At 73.4% G+C, this 16736-nt stretch carries 8 protein-coding genes and 1 pseudogene; 2 read left to right on the forward strand and 7 right to left on the reverse strand.

The window, feature by feature from the left end; genetic code table 11:
• Positions 1-36 precede the first annotated feature (36 nt).
• The gene (locus KDY119_RS16515) at positions 37-2214 is read right to left on the reverse strand and encodes a S9 family peptidase (RefSeq protein ID WP_036947577.1); all 2178 of its coding nucleotides are present in this window, start codon (positions 2212-2214) and stop codon (positions 37-39) included.
• 93 nt (positions 2215-2307) lie between these two features.
• Here KDY119_RS16515 and KDY119_RS16520 point away from each other — a divergent pair, with 93 nt between their 5' ends.
• Positions 2308-3732, forward strand: a complete 1425-nt coding sequence (locus KDY119_RS16520) for a DUF2252 domain-containing protein (protein ID WP_153022553.1) — start codon at positions 2308-2310, stop codon at positions 3730-3732.
• A gap of 178 nt (positions 3733-3910) precedes the next feature.
• On the opposite strand, the gene KDY119_RS16525 is transcribed toward KDY119_RS16520, so the two are convergent.
• Complete coding sequence (locus KDY119_RS16525; protein ID WP_148284046.1) at positions 3911-4909, reverse strand: PDDEXK family nuclease; 999 nt, start codon at positions 4907-4909, stop codon at positions 3911-3913.
• Positions 4910-5194: 285 nt separating this feature from the next.
• A complete protein-coding gene (locus KDY119_RS16530; protein ID WP_036947578.1) occupies positions 5195-7306 on the reverse strand; it encodes a cytochrome c oxidase assembly protein in 2112 nt (703 codons plus the stop codon).
• A gap of 247 nt (positions 7307-7553) precedes the next feature.
• On the opposite strand from KDY119_RS16530, the gene KDY119_RS16535 reads away from it, so the two are divergent.
• Entirely contained in the window at positions 7554-8093 is a 540-nt protein-coding gene (locus tag KDY119_RS16535; RefSeq protein ID WP_153022554.1) for a hypothetical protein, read from the forward strand.
• A gap of 6 nt (positions 8094-8099) precedes the next feature.
• Here KDY119_RS16535 and KDY119_RS16540 read toward each other — a convergent pair.
• The 4 genes and pseudogenes from KDY119_RS16540 to KDY119_RS16555 form a co-directional block, all read right to left on the reverse strand.
• A pseudogene (locus KDY119_RS16540) lies at positions 8100-9514 on the reverse strand (dihydrolipoamide acetyltransferase family protein).
• A gap of 51 nt (positions 9515-9565) precedes the next feature.
• Positions 9566-10618, reverse strand: a complete 1053-nt coding sequence (locus tag KDY119_RS16545; protein ID WP_153022555.1) for an alpha-ketoacid dehydrogenase subunit beta — start codon at positions 10616-10618, stop codon at positions 9566-9568.
• On the reverse strand, positions 10615-11808 hold the full coding sequence (gene pdhA / locus KDY119_RS16550) for a pyruvate dehydrogenase (acetyl-transferring) E1 component subunit alpha (RefSeq protein ID WP_051136338.1): 1194 nt from the start codon (positions 11806-11808) through the stop codon (positions 10615-10617). The genes KDY119_RS16545 and pdhA overlap by 4 nt, the downstream gene beginning before the upstream one ends.
• 364 nt (positions 11809-12172) lie before the next feature.
• The gene (locus tag KDY119_RS16555) at positions 12173-16693 is read right to left on the reverse strand and encodes a DUF7507 domain-containing protein (protein WP_153022556.1); all 4521 of its coding nucleotides are present in this window, start codon (positions 16691-16693) and stop codon (positions 12173-12175) included.
• Positions 16694-16736 lie beyond the last annotated feature (43 nt).

The following is a 16736-nucleotide window of genomic DNA, read 5'->3' on the forward strand; positions in this document are numbered from 1 at the left end:
CGCTCCACTCGTAGCGCGGGGGACCAGGCCCGAGGATCAGCCCAGGACGGGCGGCAGGCCCGGGTACGCGTCGTCGTCGGGCGCGACCCCCAGCACGTGCTCGGCGAGGAACGCGAGCACGACCTGGTACCAGACCTTCGCGTGCTCGGGCGTGAGCACCCAGTGGTTCTCGTCCGGGAAGTACAGGAACCGGTGCACGGTCTTCCCCTCGGCGTCGGCGGGCAGACCCGACTTGGACAGCAGCTCGTACCAGAGCCGCAGCCCCTCGCCGATCGGCACCCGGTAGTCCTTGTCGCCGTGCACGACGAGCATCGGCGTGCGGATGTCCCCGACGAACCGGTGCGGCGAGTTCTCGAGCGCCGCCTCCGGGCTGAGCTCGCGCTCCCAGTAGAAGGAGGCGTCCGTCGTCGGGCCGAACTGGTCCAGGGCCCAGAGGCTGGCGTGCGTGACGATCGCGCGGAACCGGTCGGTGTGGCCGGCGATCCAGTTCGCCATGTACCCGCCGAACGAGCCGCCCATCATGCCGGTGCGGGTCTCGTCGACGTCGTCGCGGGCCACGACCGCGTCCGTGACGGCCATGACGTCCGTGAACGGCTTGTCCCCCCACGCGCCCCAGCCGCGCTGGACGAAGTCCTGCCCGTACCCCGTCGACAGCGCGGGGTCCGGCAGGAGCACCGCGTACCCGGCGGCGACCAGCAGCCACGGGTTCCAGCGCCAGCTCCACGTGTTCCACGACCCGAGCGGCCCGCCGTGCACCCACAGGGCGAGCGGGGCCGGGCTCTCGGCGCTCGCGCCGTCGGGGAGGGCGAGCCAGGCGCGGATGCGGACGTCGTCGGACGCGGGGGTCTCGACCTCGACGAGGCTCCCCGGCAGCGCGGGCGCCGGGACGGGGCCCCGCAGGAGGGTCGGCTCGACGGGCGTCCGCTTGCCCTCGTCCTGCGCCAGGTAGTCCGCGAGGTCGACGCGCACCGGCTCGGCAGGCGCCAGGTAGCTCGACCGCAGCGCGTAGAACGCCGACCCGTCGCGCGCGACCCGCACGTCCGTGTACACGTGGTCGCCCGCCGTGACGCGCTCCACCGGGACGATCCCGCCCCCCGTCGCGGCGACGTGGAAGACCGGGCCGCGGCCGTCGTCGTCGGCGGTGACGAGGAGACCCGAACCGTCGGGGAGCCAGGCGAGCGACGACGGCCAGCGGTCCCAGTGGGTCGTCAACGACCGGGGGCTCTGCTTGGGGGCGAGCGGGACGACGGCGAGCGTCACCTCGGGCGCGCGCTGCGGCGTCGTCAGGGTCTCGCGCACGTAGGCGACGAACCGCCCGTCGGGCGACACCTTGGGCCCGAAGACGTCGGCGCCCCTGTCGTCGACCAGCACGTACTGCGCGCCCGACTCGGTGTCGATCGCGACGAGCGTGCTCCGCATCGTCGGGCCGGGGCCCGTGACGCGCCACGTCGTGACGAGCGTGCGGCCGTCGGGGCTCAGGTCGGCGTCGGAGTCCTCGAGCGCCGCGCCCGGGGCAGGCGTGAGGTCGCGCAGGTCGAGCCGGGCGCCCTCCGGTGCCGCCGCCGGCTCGGCGTCGTCCTTCTCGCCCGACGACGGCGCGGGCACGAGCGCACCCGGCACCTCGTCCGTGAGCGCGGCCAGGTCCGCGACGAACCGGTGCGGCCGGTCCGGGCCGAGGTCGTGGTCCCAGTAGCGGACCGGGTAGCCGTCGTGGAGGATCGCCGCGACCTTGTGGTCCTTGCGGGCCTTGCGGCGCTTCGCGTCGTCGTCGAGGTCGGTGGACGACGGCAGGAGGGCCGCGCCGACCGAGACCGTGCTCGCGTCGCGGGCCACGGTCACGCCGCCGACGCCGCCCGGGGCCGTCGCGAGCACGCGTGCCTCTCCCCCGCCCGCCGGCAGGAGCCAGAGCGCGGACTTGGGGTTGTCGTCGTCCGTGTCGGCGTCGGGGCGCGCGGAGGTGAACAGCAGGTCCCCGTTCGACGCGAAGATCGCCGCCGACTCGCCCTTCGCGGACCGCGTGAGGCGCCGTGACGGTGCCTGGCCCGTCGGGTCGACCTCCCACAGCGCCGTCACGTACCGGGTGCGCTTCGGGTCGAGCGTCTGGACGGCGGTCACCAGCCGGGAGCCGTCCGGGGAGAGGGTCAGCCCGGCCAGTCGCGGCAGGGCCACATAGGCGTCGAGGTCGTGGAACGGGGTCGCCGCGTCGGTCGTCACCGACCCGTCCTATCACAGTCGCGGACCCGGTCACCCACGGGTGAGGTTCGCGGCCCGTCGAGCACGCCGCGGTGCCCGGACGCACAATGCGGCATGACCACCCGCACGACGCCGGACCCCGCACCCGCGTTCCCGGCTTCCGGCACCACGCGCCCGACCGTGGCCGACCGCGTCGAGCAAGGTCGCTCCTGGCGCCGGACCGCGCCGCTGGACACCCTCGGCGACTGGTCGCCGGCACCCGACAGGCTCGATCCCGTGTCGGTCCTCGGAGCCCAGGACGCGAGCCGCGTCCCCGAGCTCGTCCCGATCCGGTACGGGCGCATGAGCGCGTCACCCTTCGCCTTCTACCGGGGCTCCGCCGCGGTCATGGCCGCCGACCTCGCGACCCTGCCCCGCACCGCAGGCGTCACCCAGCTCTGCGGTGACGCGCACGTCGCCAACTTCGGGGTCTACGCCGCCGCCGACCGCAGCCTCGTGTTCGACATCAACGACTTCGACGAGACCCTCCCCGGCCCGTTCGAGTGGGACGTGCTGCGGCTCGCGGCGTCCCTCGTCCTCGCCGCGCGGGACCGTGGCTTCGAGCGCAGCGTCGCCCGCGACGCCGCGCGGGCCGCCGCACGGGCCTACCGGCTCGCCACCGTCGACCTCGCGCGGCAACGGAACCTCGACGTCTGGTACGCGCGCGTCGACGAGGACCGCATCATGCGAGCCGTCGACGCGGCCAAGGCCGGGAAGCGTGCCCACCGCACCGCGGCGTCCACGTTCGACAAGGCCCGAGGCCGCACGAGCCTGCGCGCCGCCGAAAAGCTCACCGAGCTCGTCGACGGCCGGCTCCGCTTCCGCGAGGCCCCTCCCCTGATCTCGCGCGAACCCCTCAGCGCGCTCGACCGCGAGCAGGCCGACACCCTGTTCGAGAGCTACCGCTCCACGCTCGACGACCCGCTGCGTCGGCTCCTCGACCGGTTCGAGCCGGTCGACGCCGCGCGCAAGGTCGTCGGGGTGGGCAGCGTCGGGACCCGGGCGTACGTGCTGCTCCTCGCCGGACGCGACGACGACGACCCGCTGATCCTGCAGCTCAAGCAGGCGCAGGCCTCCGTGCTCGAGAAGCACCTGGGCGCGAGCGAGTACGGGCACTCCGGTCAGCGTGTCGTCAACGGGCAGCGGTACGCGCAGGCCGCGAGCGACATCCTGCTCGGTTGGGTCACCGGTCCCGGCGGCTTCGACTTCTACGTGCGCCAGCTCCACGACATGAAGGGCTCGATCGACCTCGCCCGGGTCCGACGGCGCGGGCTCGTGACGCTCGCCTCGCTGTGCGGGTCGACGCTGGCGCGCGCCCATGCCCGGTCCGGCGACGCCGTCGCGGTGGCCGCCTACCTGGGCCACGACACTGACGACGACGCGTTCGACAAGGCCGTCGGCCGGTTCGCCCGTCGCTACGCCGACCAGGCGGAGTCGGACGCCGCACGGCTCGACGACGCGATCCGCTCCGGTGACGTCGAGGCGGTCACTGGCGTCTGACGCCCCGCGTCCCGCCGTACCCGCCACCCCACGCCGAACATGCGCACGGCACCGCCACCTCACGCCGAACATGTGAGCACCACCCTTGTGGAGCTCGAACATGCGGCTGCTCACATGGTCGGGACCGCTCGACGACGCGTGCCGCACGAGCGGCGACGTGCGGACACACCGGGGGTTCCTACGCGCGCGAGCCCGGCCCGCGAAGCCTCGTCAACGTGCGTCGAACGGTTCGCGACATCTCGCCGTAGACGTCTCGCCCGGTGAACCGCAGCACCGTGAACCGCCCGGTCGAGACGAGCCCGTTCTGCCTCGAGCGGTCCGCGTACGCGGCGTCCGGCACGTCATGCACCTCCTTGCCGTCGACCTCGGCGACGAGCCAACGATCCCCGCCCAGGTGCCAGCCGAGGTCCGCCCGTTCCGGGTAGGGGGAGTCGTCGAGCGGGAGCTGCAGTGCGTCAGGCGGCACACCGCCGTCGATGCAGTCGAGACGCCCGAACGACTCCGGCGCGGACTCGGAGCGGCCGTCCGCCAGCTCCCACAGCCGATGGGTCGCTGCGACACCCCGCCTCCCTCTCGCCAGCTCGTGCGCGTGAGCGAGGCCTCGCTCCGTCGAGAGCCGGAGGCGCAGTGCCGAGTCGAGGACGGCGAGCCCGTTGGGGTGCGGGAGCTCCGGCACGGCTTGGGCGAGCGCCCACTCGACGGTGGCGACGCGGCGTCCCTCGAGCTCGACCGTCTCCAGGCCGGCGTCGAACTGCCTCACCGTCACCCCGTCGCGCGTCAGCCGATTGCTTCCTCCAGGGAGGGCTGCCTGCGGTGCGATCGTCGGCGGGAGGCCGACGATCCTGTGCAACGCCAGTGCACATGCGCCGACGGCGACGGCGTCCGGTCCGAACGCGAGCAGCGCAGCCCAAGCCGCCCGACGTCGTCGGGCATCCCAGCGCACCGCGGACAGCGGACCGCAACGCGTATCGAGCACGCCCCGGGTCAGACGACGCCAGACCCGTCGCGCCACCAATGCCGCGGCGAGCCTGTCCTGGACGCCGGCCTCGCGCGCCTGCTCGGTGGAGACGAGCCCGAACTGCGTCGTCGCAGCGGCCTCCAGCTCCGGTGGGACGGCGAGAGTCAGCGGCGGCTCGTCCTCGACCCGGACGGTCACGGTGGGAATCAGCACGGTCACGAGAGACAGCGAAGCGCAGGATCGCCCACGGAGGCGGGGAGGTGGTCGTCGGCTGTGGACGACGGGAGGTACACACAGGTCTGGCGTCGACTCTCGAGGCCCAACCCGTGTCCGGCGACGACTCACGTACCACGGTCGAGCATGCGATCAGAGACCGTCACACAGTGCCGACCATGCGATGGGCCGCATGTTCGACCCCGAGAAGGGTGCTGCTCGCATGGTCGGCGGCTGGGGGTGGTGGCCAACCGCATGCTCGGCGACCACGCGAGCTGGCCGGGTGACGGCTCAGCGAGGCGGGGTGTCGCGCTCCGCGAGCTTCTCGAGCATCGCGTTGTAGTCCCGCAGCTCCGCATCGCCGTCGCGCTCGGCCTTGCGGTCCTTGCGGCGCGCCTCGCGCTCGTCGGACCGCGCCCACGACGTCGCGACGAGCACGGCGAGGAGCAGCGTCGGGATCTCCCCGACCCCCCAGGCCACGGAGCCCCCGGTCTGCTGGTCCTCGATCGCCGACGAACCCCACGTGCGCCCGAGGAGCCCGAACCAGTCCGGCACCAGCAGCGTCTCGGAGCTGATCAGGGCGACCCCGAAGAACGCGTGGAACGCCATCGTCGCGAACAGCAGGATGAGGCGCTGCGGGTAGCCGAGCCGCCGCGGCCCGGGGTCGATCCCGATCAGCGCGTTCGCGAACAGGTACCCGGCACCGGTGAAGTGCACGACCATCCACAGGTGCCCGACGTACGAGTGCAGGGACCACGAGAACAGGGGCGTGTAGTAGAAGACGATGAGCGAGCTCGCGAACAGCACGGCCGAGACGACGGGGTTGGCCACGAACTGGCCCCACCGCGAGTGCACGAGGATCAGCAGCCACTCGCGCGGCCCCCGCGACCCGTCCTTGCGCGCCGGCAGCCCGCGCAGCGCGAGCGTCACGGGCGCGCCGAGGACGAGGAAGATCGGCACGACCATCGCGAGCACCATGTGCTGCGCCATGTGGGCGCTGAACAGGACGTGCCCGTAGAGCGCGGGACCGCCCGACGTCGTCCACCACAGCGCGACCATGCCGACGCACCAGGACGCCGTCCGGCCCCACGACCACGCGTCCCCGCGGCGGCGGAGCCGCAGCGCCCACCCGACGTACACGACGACGCCGGCGGCGCACGCGACCGTGAGGATGAGGTCCCAGTTCCACTCGGTGAACCAGCGGGTCGGGGTGAGCGCCGGGGGCAGGACGTGCCCGGTGACCCGCTCGGACGGCGTGAGGTCCTTGCCGACGACCTCGCTCACGGGCGGCGCCGACGACGCGAGCGCGACCGCGACCCCCATCACGGCGCCCATCACCGCGAGCTCGACAGCCGCGAGGCGCCAGAACAGGCCGCGCGGCCGGGCGTCGTCGCGCCCGAGCCGTCCGATCACGAGCGTGCGGTGCGCGTACCCGATGAGACCCAGCACGACGAGCAGGACGAGCTTCGCGAGCAGCAGCACGCCGTAGCGGGTCGCGAGCCCGTCAATGGATCCGGCGCGGATCCAGCCGTTGACGAGCCCGGACACGGCGACGAACCCGAGGCACCAGAGCGCCATCTGCGAGTACCGCCCGACGACGGCGGCCAGGTCGGGCCGCGCACCGCCCGCCCGGGCGGTGCCTGCGCGGCGGACGGTGGCGCCGCCGTCGGACCCGCGCCCCGCCCAGAAGACGACACCGAGGGTCGCGAGGCCGCCGATCCACACGCTCGCACCGAGCAGGTGCAGGAACAGGGACGAGATCGCGAGCTCGTGGCTCGACGTCCCCGCCGCGTGCCCCGTCCCCGCCTGCAGAGAGAGTGCCGCGACGGGCAGGAGCGCCGTCCACGCCGTGCCCGTCGGGGTGCGCACGAGGAGGAGCAGCGTCGAGGTGACGGCCGCCAGCACGACGATCTCGAGCAGGGTCCGCCCGTACGCGACCTGGGTCATGAACACGCCGAGCTGCTGCCCGAACGCCGGGTCGGTCAACGACATCCCGGCGATGTTGGCGTCCTCGAGGACGAGCTGGACGAGGCCGGCCACCGCCCAGACGCCCGCGCCCACGGCCGCGGTGACGAGCGCGCGGCGGAAGCCGACGCCGTCGGACGGCTCTCGCCACGGCAGGACGAACAGCGCGAGCGCGAGCGACCCGACGGTCACGGCCATGGACAGCTCGGTGACGAGCGTCGCGACGGGCAGCCCGAGACGCACGGCGACGCCCGGGTCGAGCAGACCGGTGCCGGGCGCGGCGAAGGCCTCCGTGAAGGCGCCCGCGAGCAGCGCGGCCACGATTCCCACGACGACGGCACCCGGTGCGGCGAGCACGACCCACCACGGCCGCCCCGCGAGGGTGCGCGTCGGGCCGGGGCTCGGCCGGGGGCGAGCAGGCGTGGAGGCGGACGTCACCCGATCAGGGTAGGCGGCACGACTGGGAGAGCAGGCCCCCTCCCGGCGCCCGTGGCGGACCTCACCCGGGTTGGGCCGCCCGGGGGGCTTGCCTTTCGTACCCTGCGCTTGCTTATGCTGTGCGACAGTCGCACACCGATAGGGCCACAGCTTGCCCCGAACACCGGTCGCGACGTCGCCGGCAGGGGGACACCGACGACGGCACCCGTCACAGATCGTGGAGAACCGTCCCCCGGGAGGTCCGCGCATGGCTGCGCTCGCAGGTCTCGTGCCACCGCTGCTCGTCTCGGTGGCGCTCGTCGCCCACCGTCGTCGCACGTCCAGGCAGCCTCAGCGCGACCGGTTCTCGTTCGGCCTCGCGCTCGCCGCATCCCCTCTCAGCCCGGCCCTGCCGCTCGGCGCGTGGCCGGCACGTGCGCCCGCGCGGGGCCAGGTCGCGGCGTTCGCCTCCCCGACCCCGACCGCCCCGATCCCGGCCTACGTGCCTGGCCGTCCGGGCCGCACACCGGACGGCGCCGGTCACGCCGCTCCCGAGGTGCCGCGCGACGAGTGGACGTGCCGCGCGTGCGGCTGGACCCTCGACCGCCCGGGGTGGACGGCGGGGCGGGCCAACGGCGCCATCTGCGACTGCTGCGCGTGCGAGGCCGGCGTCGACGACGTCACCCCGGACCGTGCCCTGGCGCACCGGCGGCGGTGGATCGAGCACGGCGCCGAGTGGTTCGACCCGGGCAGCCGGCCCCGCGGCTGGGACCTCTACACGCACCTGTGCGAGCGCGCCCCCCTCTGAGGCGGCTCAGCCCCAGACGAGACCGCGCGACGGCTCCTCGAGCACCGCGGCGACGTCAGCGAGGACGCGCGAGCCGAGCTCGCCGTCGACGAGCCGGTGGTCGAAGCTCAGCGCGAGCTGCGTGATCCAGCGCTTCTTGATCTTGCCCTTGTGCACCCAGGGCCGCTGCCGGATGGCCCCGAAAGCCAGTATCCCGGCCTCGCCGGGATTGAGGATCGGCGTCCCGGTGTCGATGCCGAACACGCCCACGTTGGTGATGGTGATGGTGCCGTCGGCCATGTCGCCGGGCGTGGTCCGCCCGGAGCGCGCCGTGGTCGTGAGGTCGGCGATCGCGACGGCGAGGTCGTGCAGCCCGAGGCGGTGGGCGTCCTTGATGTTCGGCACCACGAGCCCGCGCGGCGTCGCGGCCGCGATGCCGAGGTTCACGTAGTGCTTGTAGACGATCTCCTGGGCCTCGTCGTCCCAGCTCGCGTTGATCTCGGGGTGCCGCCGCAGCGCCAGGAGCAGCGCCTTCGCCGTGACGAGCAGGGGGGTCACGCGGACGTCGGCGAACTCACGGTCCTCGCGCAGCGCGGCCACGAGCTTCATCGTCTTGGTGACGTCGACGGTCACGAACTCCGTCACGTGCGGCGCGGTGAACGCGCTCGCGACCACGGCCTCCGCGGTGCGGCGGCGGACCGACTTCACGGGCACCCGGGTGCGGCGCGCGTCAGGGCTGACGGTGCCCTGCGAGAGCCACGGCGCGTCGTCGCCGGGGTAGTTCGCGAGCGTCTCCGGGTGCGCCGCCTCGGACGCGAACGCCTGGACGTCCTCGCGGGTCACGATCCCGCCCGGCCCCGTGCCGGGGACGCTGAGCAGGTCGACTCCGAGGTCCTTCGCGAGCTTGCGGACCGGGGGCTTGGCGAGCACGCGCACGCTCAGCGCAGGCGCGGGCTGCGCGGCGGGGGTGCGGCCGGCGCGGGTGCAGGTGCTGGTGCGGCCGGGCTCCCGCCGGCCGCCGCGGTCCGCCGGCGACGGCGCCCGCCACCGCCTGCACCGCCGCCCGTCCCGTAGCCCACGAGCACGGCCCCGCCGCCCGCTGCGTCGTCGGACGCGGGAACCGCCTCGGGGTCGACCTCGGCTGCGGTCTCGAGCGCGGCAGCGGCCGGGTCGACGGAGCCGCCCGGCTCGGGCTCGCCCGCCGTCTCGATCCGCACGATCGGGGTGCCGACGTCGACCGTCGCACCTTCGCCGACGAGGATCTCGACGACCGTGCCGTCCCACGGCGACGGGAGCTCGACGAGCGACTTCGCGGTCTCGATCTCGACGATCGCCTGGTTGACGCGCACCGCGTCCCCGGGCGCGACGTGCCACTGGACGATCTCGGCCTCGGTGAGTCCTTCACCGGCGTCGGGCAGGCGGAACTCCTGGATGGTGGGCACGGGGCGCGTCTCCGTTTGCGTCGTGAGGGGGCGGGGGCGGTGTCGTCGGACTCAGTGCGCGAGCACGCGGTCGACGGCGTCGAGGACGCGGTCCACCGACGGCAGGTAGTCGTGCTCGAGCTTCGCGACCGGGTACGGGGCGTGGTAGCCGCCGACGCGGAGGACGGGCGCCTCGAGCGCGTAGAAGCACTCCTCGGTGACGCGCGCGGCGATCTCCGCGCCCACCCCGTGGAACGTGGGGGCCTCGTGCACGACGACGCAGCGCCCGGTCTTCTTGACGCTCGCCACGACCGTGGGCACGTCGATCGGGGACACGGAGCGCAGGTCGACGACCTCGATGCTCGTGCCGTCCTCGTCGGCGGCGGTCTTCGCGGCCGCGAGCGCGGTGTGCACGGTCGGGCCGTAGGCGACGACGGTCACGTCCGTGCCGGGCCGGACGACGGCGGCGTGGTCGAGCGTGCGCGCCGCGGCGCCGACGCCCACGGGCGCGTCGAGGTCGACGTCGCCCTTCTCCCAGTACCGGCCCTTCGGCTCGAGGAAGAGCACGGGGTCGGGGCTGGCGATCGCCTCCTGGATCATCGTGAACGCGTCCTGGGGCGAGGCGGGGCTGACGACGCGCAGCCCGGCGGTGTGCGCGAACAGCGCTTCGGGGCTCTCGCTGTGGTGCTCGACCGCGCCGATCCCCCCGCCGAACGGCACGCGGATCACGACGGGCAGCTCGATGCGGCCCGCCGTCCGGAAGTGGATCTTCGCGAGCTGGGTGGTGATCTGGTCGTAGGCCGGGAAGATGAAGCCGTCGAACTGGATCTCGAGGACGGGCCGGTAGCCCCGCATCGCCAGGCCGATCGCCGTCCCGACGATCCCCGACTCCGCGAGCGGCGTGTCGACGACACGGTCCTCGCCGAACTCGGCCTGCAGGCCCTCGGTCACCCGGAACACGCCGCCGAGCGCGCCGATGTCCTCGCCCATGAGCAGGACCTTGTCGTCGCCGGCGAGGGCGGCGCGGAGGCCGGCGGTGATCGCCTTCGCGAACGGCATCGGGACGACGCCACGGGGCAGGTCCGTCGGCGCGGGACCGGCGGGGCGTACGGCGGTGGCGGTCATCGGGTCCCTCCGGTGGTCTCGAGCAGTCCCTCGAACGGCGACGACGCGGGCTCCCCCGCCTCGTACGCCTCGAACGCGGCGCGCTCGGCGGCGACCTGGGCCTGCGGCGTGGCGTAGACGTGCTCGAACAGCCGTGACTTCGGCGGGGCCTCCATCGCACGGACCTGGGTGCGCACGTGCTCGCCGAGCTCGTCGGCCTCGGCCTGAAGGTCGGCCTCGCGGGCGTCGTCCCAGGCGTCGTGCGCCTCGAGGTAGGCGCGGACCCGGGCGATCGGGTCCCGGCGGCGCCACGACTCCTCCTCGTCGGAGGTGCGGTAGCGGGTCGGGTCGTCGGAGGTCGTGTGCGCACCCATGCGGTAGGTGACCGCCTCGACGAACGTCGGGCCGCCGCCGGAGCGGGCGCGCTCGAGCGCCTCGTCCATGACGGCCCAGCTCGCGATCACGTCGTTGCCGTCGACGCGGACCCCCGGCATCCCGAAGCCCCCCGCGCGGCGGGCCAGCGGGACGCGGCTCTGCTTCGTCGTCGGGACGGAGATGGCCCACTGGTTGTTCTGGCAGAAGAAGACGACCGGGGCGTTGTTGACGGACGCGAAGCCGAGGGCCTCGCTCACGTCGCCCTGGGAGGTCGCGCCGTCGCCGAAGTAGGCGACCACGGCCGCGTCCCGCGCGGCGTCGCCGGTCCCGACGAGACCGTCGCGCTGGACGCCCATCGCATAGCCGGTCGCGTGCAGCGCGTGCGACCCGATCACGAGCGTGTAGACGTGGAAGTTGTGGGCCGCGGGGTCCCAGCCGCCGTGCTCGACGCCGCGGAAGATCGGCATCAGGTCGGCGAGGTCCATGCCGCGCGTCCATGCCACGCCGTGCTCCCGGTAGGAGGGGAACACGTAGTCCTGCTCGCGCAGCGCGCGGCCGGACCCGACCTGTGCGGCCTCCTGGCCGAGGAGCGGCGGGAACAGCGCGAGCTCGCCCTGCCGCTGGAGGCTCGTGGCCTCGACGTCGAACCGCCGCACGAGCGCCATGTCGCGGTACAGACCGCGGACTCGCTGTGCGGCCGGCTCGGCGTCGGTGACACCGGGACCGTCGAGGAGGTAGCGCGCGGCACGCTCCCGGTAGGGGGCGTTCGCCTCGGTCGCGACGGGTTCGCCGTCGGGCCCGACGAGCTGGACGAGCTCGTCCTGCTGCTCGGTCACTGGTACTCCTCACGTCGTCCGGATCGCCCGGGGATGGCGGGCGGTGCGGCGGGTGTGCAGCGACGGTGCCCAGGGCGGGCCTCGTCGCTACCTACGGTTCCGTAGCCTACGCAAGCGTAAGGTACGGCGCCGTAGGGACGGGAGATGTCCGGTCGTGCGAGTTCCCCGCGCGCGTTTGTAGGGTCCCTCCAAACACGGGGCCGAGGCCAGCCTGTGGTCCCGACGGCGCGGCGGGGGCGCTCCCCCGGGCGCAGGCCACCGGCGCTTCCGGCCGACGATCAGTCCTCACCCCGGCGCCGACGACGCGACAGCACCATCAGGCCGAGCCCGACGAGCAGCAGCACCACGACCACCACCGCGACGGTCAGCACGTCCGCACCCGTGGCCGCCAGCCCACCGCCCGACGACGGGGCGGGGTCTCGTGCGCGCCGGGCGAGGACGGACCGGCCGTCGGCGACGGGCCGGGCGTCGTGGGTACGGGAGTCGACTGCGTCGGGGTGGGCGTGGGCGTAGGCGTCGGGCGCGGCGTCACGCGTAGCGTCGCCGACGCCGTGTCGTCCGCCGTCGAGGTCTGCTCCGACGTCGTCGAGACCGTCGCCGTGTTGACGTGCGTGCCCACGGCGGTCGCGTCCGCCGTGACCGTGAGCGTCGTCGAGGCTCCCGCAGCCAGCGTCCCGAGGTCGCAGCTCACGTCCTGCCCGTCCACGTCGCACCCGTCCGTGCCCGTGACGGCGCGCGGCACCACACCCTCGGGGAAGGTGTCGGACACATGCACGTCCTCGGCCGCGCCCGGGCCGTCCTGGGTGATGCGGATCGTGTAGGTCACGGTCGAGCCCGCCGTGACCGTGCCGGGCCGCACGCTCTTGTCGATCGCCACGTTGGCGGGCGCCGGCGTCGCGGTGACCGTCGCCGAGGCCGCGTTGTTGTCGAGGTCCGGGTCGTACGGGTACGCGCCGTCACGGTCCGAGGACGCCTCGTTCGTCGTCGTGCCCGTCTCCGTGACCCGCGCGGTGATCACCAGTCGCTCCGCGGGCCCGGCCCGCGGAGCCCGCGGGAGCGTCACCGGGGCGAGCGTCCCGACGTCCCACACGCCGGTGGACGGGTCGTAGCTTCCCGCCGACGCGCTCGACGACACGTAGTCGAGCCCCGCGGGCAGCACGTCGTCGACGGTCACGTCCCGCGCCGGATCGGGGCCCCAGTTGGTCACCCCGACCGTGAAGGTGACCTCGTCACCCACCGCAGGGGTCGCGTCGTCGACCGTCTTCGTGACCTCGATGTCGGCGGCCGGAACGAAGAGCCTCGCCTGCGCCGTGTCGTTGTCCGGCTCGGGGTCGTAGGCGTCGCTCTGCCCGATCGCCACCGTGTTGACGAAGGTCCCGGTGCGCTGGTCGAGGAGGACCGTCACCGTCAGGGTCGCGTGCTCACCGTCGTCGAGCGTCCCGATGCTCCAGACCCGGGAAGCCCGGTCGAAAGTGCCCTGGCTGGCGTTCACGTCTTCGATGTCCGCGGCGATCGGCATGGGGTCGACCGCGGTGACGTCGTGCGCGGTGTTCGGGCCGTGGTTCGTCACGGTGATCGTGTACGTCACGGTGTCGCCGGGCTGCGCCGTCGTCGGATCCACGGTCTTGGTGATGCCGAGATCAGCCAGCCGGACCACGACGACGGCGGCGATCGCCTGGTTGTTCGTCGGGTTCGTGTCGCGCTGGTCGACCGAGTCCAGCGCGACGGAGTTGACCTGGAGGCCGGCGGTGTCGGCCGTCACGACCACCTGGCACGTCGCGGTGTCGCCGGACGCGAGCTCTCCGACGTCCCACACACCCGTCCCCGGGGTGTACGTGCCGTCGCAGTCGTCGCTCGACACGTACGTCACGCCGGCGGGGAGACGGTCCCGCAGCAGGAGGCCCGTCGCGTCCGTCTCCGTCCCGTCCGAGGCGGGCTGGTTGGTCGCGGTCAGCGTGTAGGTCATCGTCGTCCCCAGCGGGACGGCGGAGTGGGAGACGCCTTCGGGGGTCGTGACGGACTTCCCGACCGCGATGTCGAGCGGCGGCTCCGACGAGACGAGCGTCGCCGAGTCGGTGTTGTTGTCGGGGTTCGGGTCGCTCACGTCCGGTGCGCTGACCGTGACGGTGTTGGTCTTGGTCCCTGCTGTGTCGACCTGCGCCGTGACCTCGACCGTGGCCGACGCGCCGCTGTCGAGGTGCCCCACCGTCCAGGTCCCGGCGTCGTCCGAGACCTCCCCCTGGGACGGCGTCCCGATCGAGACCACGGTCATCCCCGTCGGCGGGTCGTCGGTCATGACCACCCCGTCGGCCGGGTCCGGCCCGGCATTGTGGACGGTCACGCGGTAGGTGACCGTGTCGCCCACCTGGACGGCGGTCGGGTCCACGGTCTTGGTGACCGAGAGGTCGGCCGTGGGATCGACCACCACGAGCGTCGCGGTGTCGGCGTCGTTGGCGGAGTTGGGGTCGTCGGGGCTCGAGTCCGCGCGTGCGGCCACGTTCGTGTACCGACCGTTCGTGTCGCCTCGGACGGTCATCCGGAGGCTCGCGTCGTCGCCGTTCGCGAGGGCTCCGACGGTCCACGTCCCCGTCGCGGCGTCGTACGAGCCGTCGCCCGACGCGGACACGAACGCCAGGCCGGCCGGCAGCGCGTCGTGGATCGTCACCCCGGTCGCGTCGCTCGGCCCGTCGTTCCGTGCGGTCACGACGAACGTGCCCTCCGTGCCGCGCGCGATCGTCGCGTCCCCGTCGACCCGCTTGGTGACCGCGATGTCCGCGATCGCTCGCGCCGTGATGGTGACGGAGGCGCGGTCGTTCGTGGTGTCCGTGTCGACCTGGTCCATCGCGGTGCGCGCCGCGGTGTTGGTGATGCTGCCGTTGCTGGTCACGCGGGCCGTGAGGGTCAGCGTGGCGGTGCTGCTCGCGCCCGCGGTGCCGAGCGTGCCCACCGTCCACTCGCCCGTGGCCGGGTCGTACGTGCCCTGCGACGGGTTCGAGCTCACATAGGTCAACCGGTCGGGAAGCTGGTCGGTGACGACGACGCCCGTCGCGACCCCCGGGCCGTGGTTCGTGGCCCGGACGGTGAACGTGACGTTCGCGCCGACGTCCGGCGTGCTGTCGTTCACGGACTTGGTGACGCCGACGTCCGTGTTGACGCCGATCGACGCGGTGTCGGTGTCCGTGACCTGCTGGCCGATCGGCGTCTGCGCCGTGACCGTGGCGGTGTTCGTCACGCTGCCCGACGGCGCGACGTCGCCCGCCTGGACCGTGTACGTCCCCGTGCAGGTCATGCTCGCGTCCGGCGCGAGCGTGTTCTGGGGGCACGACAGGTCGGTGTTCGCGATGCGGTCGTCGGCGAGGGCGACGTTCACGAGGTCCGAGTCGCCGGTGTTGGTGACGACGTACGCGTACTGCACGGACTGCCCGACGAGATAGGGCGGGTCGCTCGTCACCGACTTCTCGACGCGGACGGCGGAGTGCAGCGGGACGGTCACGCTCGACTCGTTCGAGGTGACGGTCCCGTTCCCCGGGTCGAGCGCCGTCGCCGTCGCCGTGTTGTCGACGTGCCCGGCCGACGCCTCGGCCGCGGTGACGACGTGCGTGCCCGTGCAGGTGATCGTGGCCGCCGGATCGGGTGCGGGCGGGACGTCCACGTCGGGGCAGGTGACCGTGCCGTCGACGTTGTCGTCGTCCACCGTGACGCCGTGCAGCGTCGTCGAGCCCGTGTTCGTGATCGTGTACTGGTAGGGGATCGTGTCACCGGCGCCGACGTCGGGAGGGAGCGCGCCGTTCGTGCGGTCGACCTGCTTGACGAGCTGGAGGTCCTCGAGGGGGTCGATCGTCTGGACGACGACGTTGCGGACCAGGTGGACGTTCGTCGAGCCACCCGTCGACGCCGAGAAGCCGAACTTGTAGGTGCCCGGGAGGTTCGACGGCGCAGGGACGTCCAGCTCCGTGGTCCACGGGCCGCCGTCGGCGTACCGGACCTGCACGATCACCCGCGAGCCGCCCGGCGAGTCGGACGGCGTCACCTGGACGTTCACCGTCCGGGCCTGGTCCTCGGTGTAGCCGCTGCCCTCGAGGTTGCCCGCGAGCGTCGACGCACCGGAGTCCGAGGCGGTGGAACCCTGGAAGCAGTAGCCGGTCGTGCCGCTGCCGGGCCCGCGCACCGTGATCGTGTTGATGCCGCGCGTCCCGCTCGTGCCGACGGGCGACACCTGGTTGTCGGGACAGCCGAGCCCGCGGCTCTCGCTGTCGTTGAAGAAGTTCCCGTAGACGTCCAGCCCGACGCCGACGACGCCGCCCTCGATGCCGGGATCGAGGTTGCGCTGGGCGTAGCCCATGCTCCCGCCGTCGGAGCCGGTGTCGGTGAGGTCGGTCGAGCCGTCCACGAGGAAGAACCCGATGCCGTCGCCGCCCTCCGGGCCGGACCGGGCGTACTGCCACTGCTGGAACGTCACCGAGATGCCGGCGGTCGCGGGGATCGGCCGGTTGTAGAGAATCCCTCCGGTCCGGAAGCCGCCGGAGTCGGTGAGCTGGAGGAAGCCGTCGCCGGCGTCCGCCCCCATGGGTGGTGCCTGCTGGTCGCCGGTGCCCCAGTAGTCGCTTCCACCGACCTGGTGCGCGCTGCAGCTCGGCAGCGGCGAGCCGGTGGTGGGTGTGGGCGCGTCGGAAGCCATCCCGGTGAGGCACGCGTCGCCGAGCGGCTGCCACGCGTCGTCGGGCACGGTCGGGTTGGTGAAGGTCTCGTCGACGATCGTGCTGCCGCCCGTCGGTGGGTCCGCGGACGCCGGCCCGGCACCCGACACCGCGACCGCCGAGCTCATGACCAGGGCGACGACGGCACCCGTGGCCCACGTCCGGACCAGACGTCGTCGTCCCGTCACACGCACTCCCCTCGAACCCCGCTGCTGCTCCACTATCTCCGTG

It is taken from the genome of Luteimicrobium xylanilyticum (genome assembly GCF_009429125.1).
In the GTDB taxonomy this organism is placed as follows: domain Bacteria; phylum Actinomycetota; class Actinomycetes; order Actinomycetales; family Cellulomonadaceae; genus Luteimicrobium; species Luteimicrobium xylanilyticum.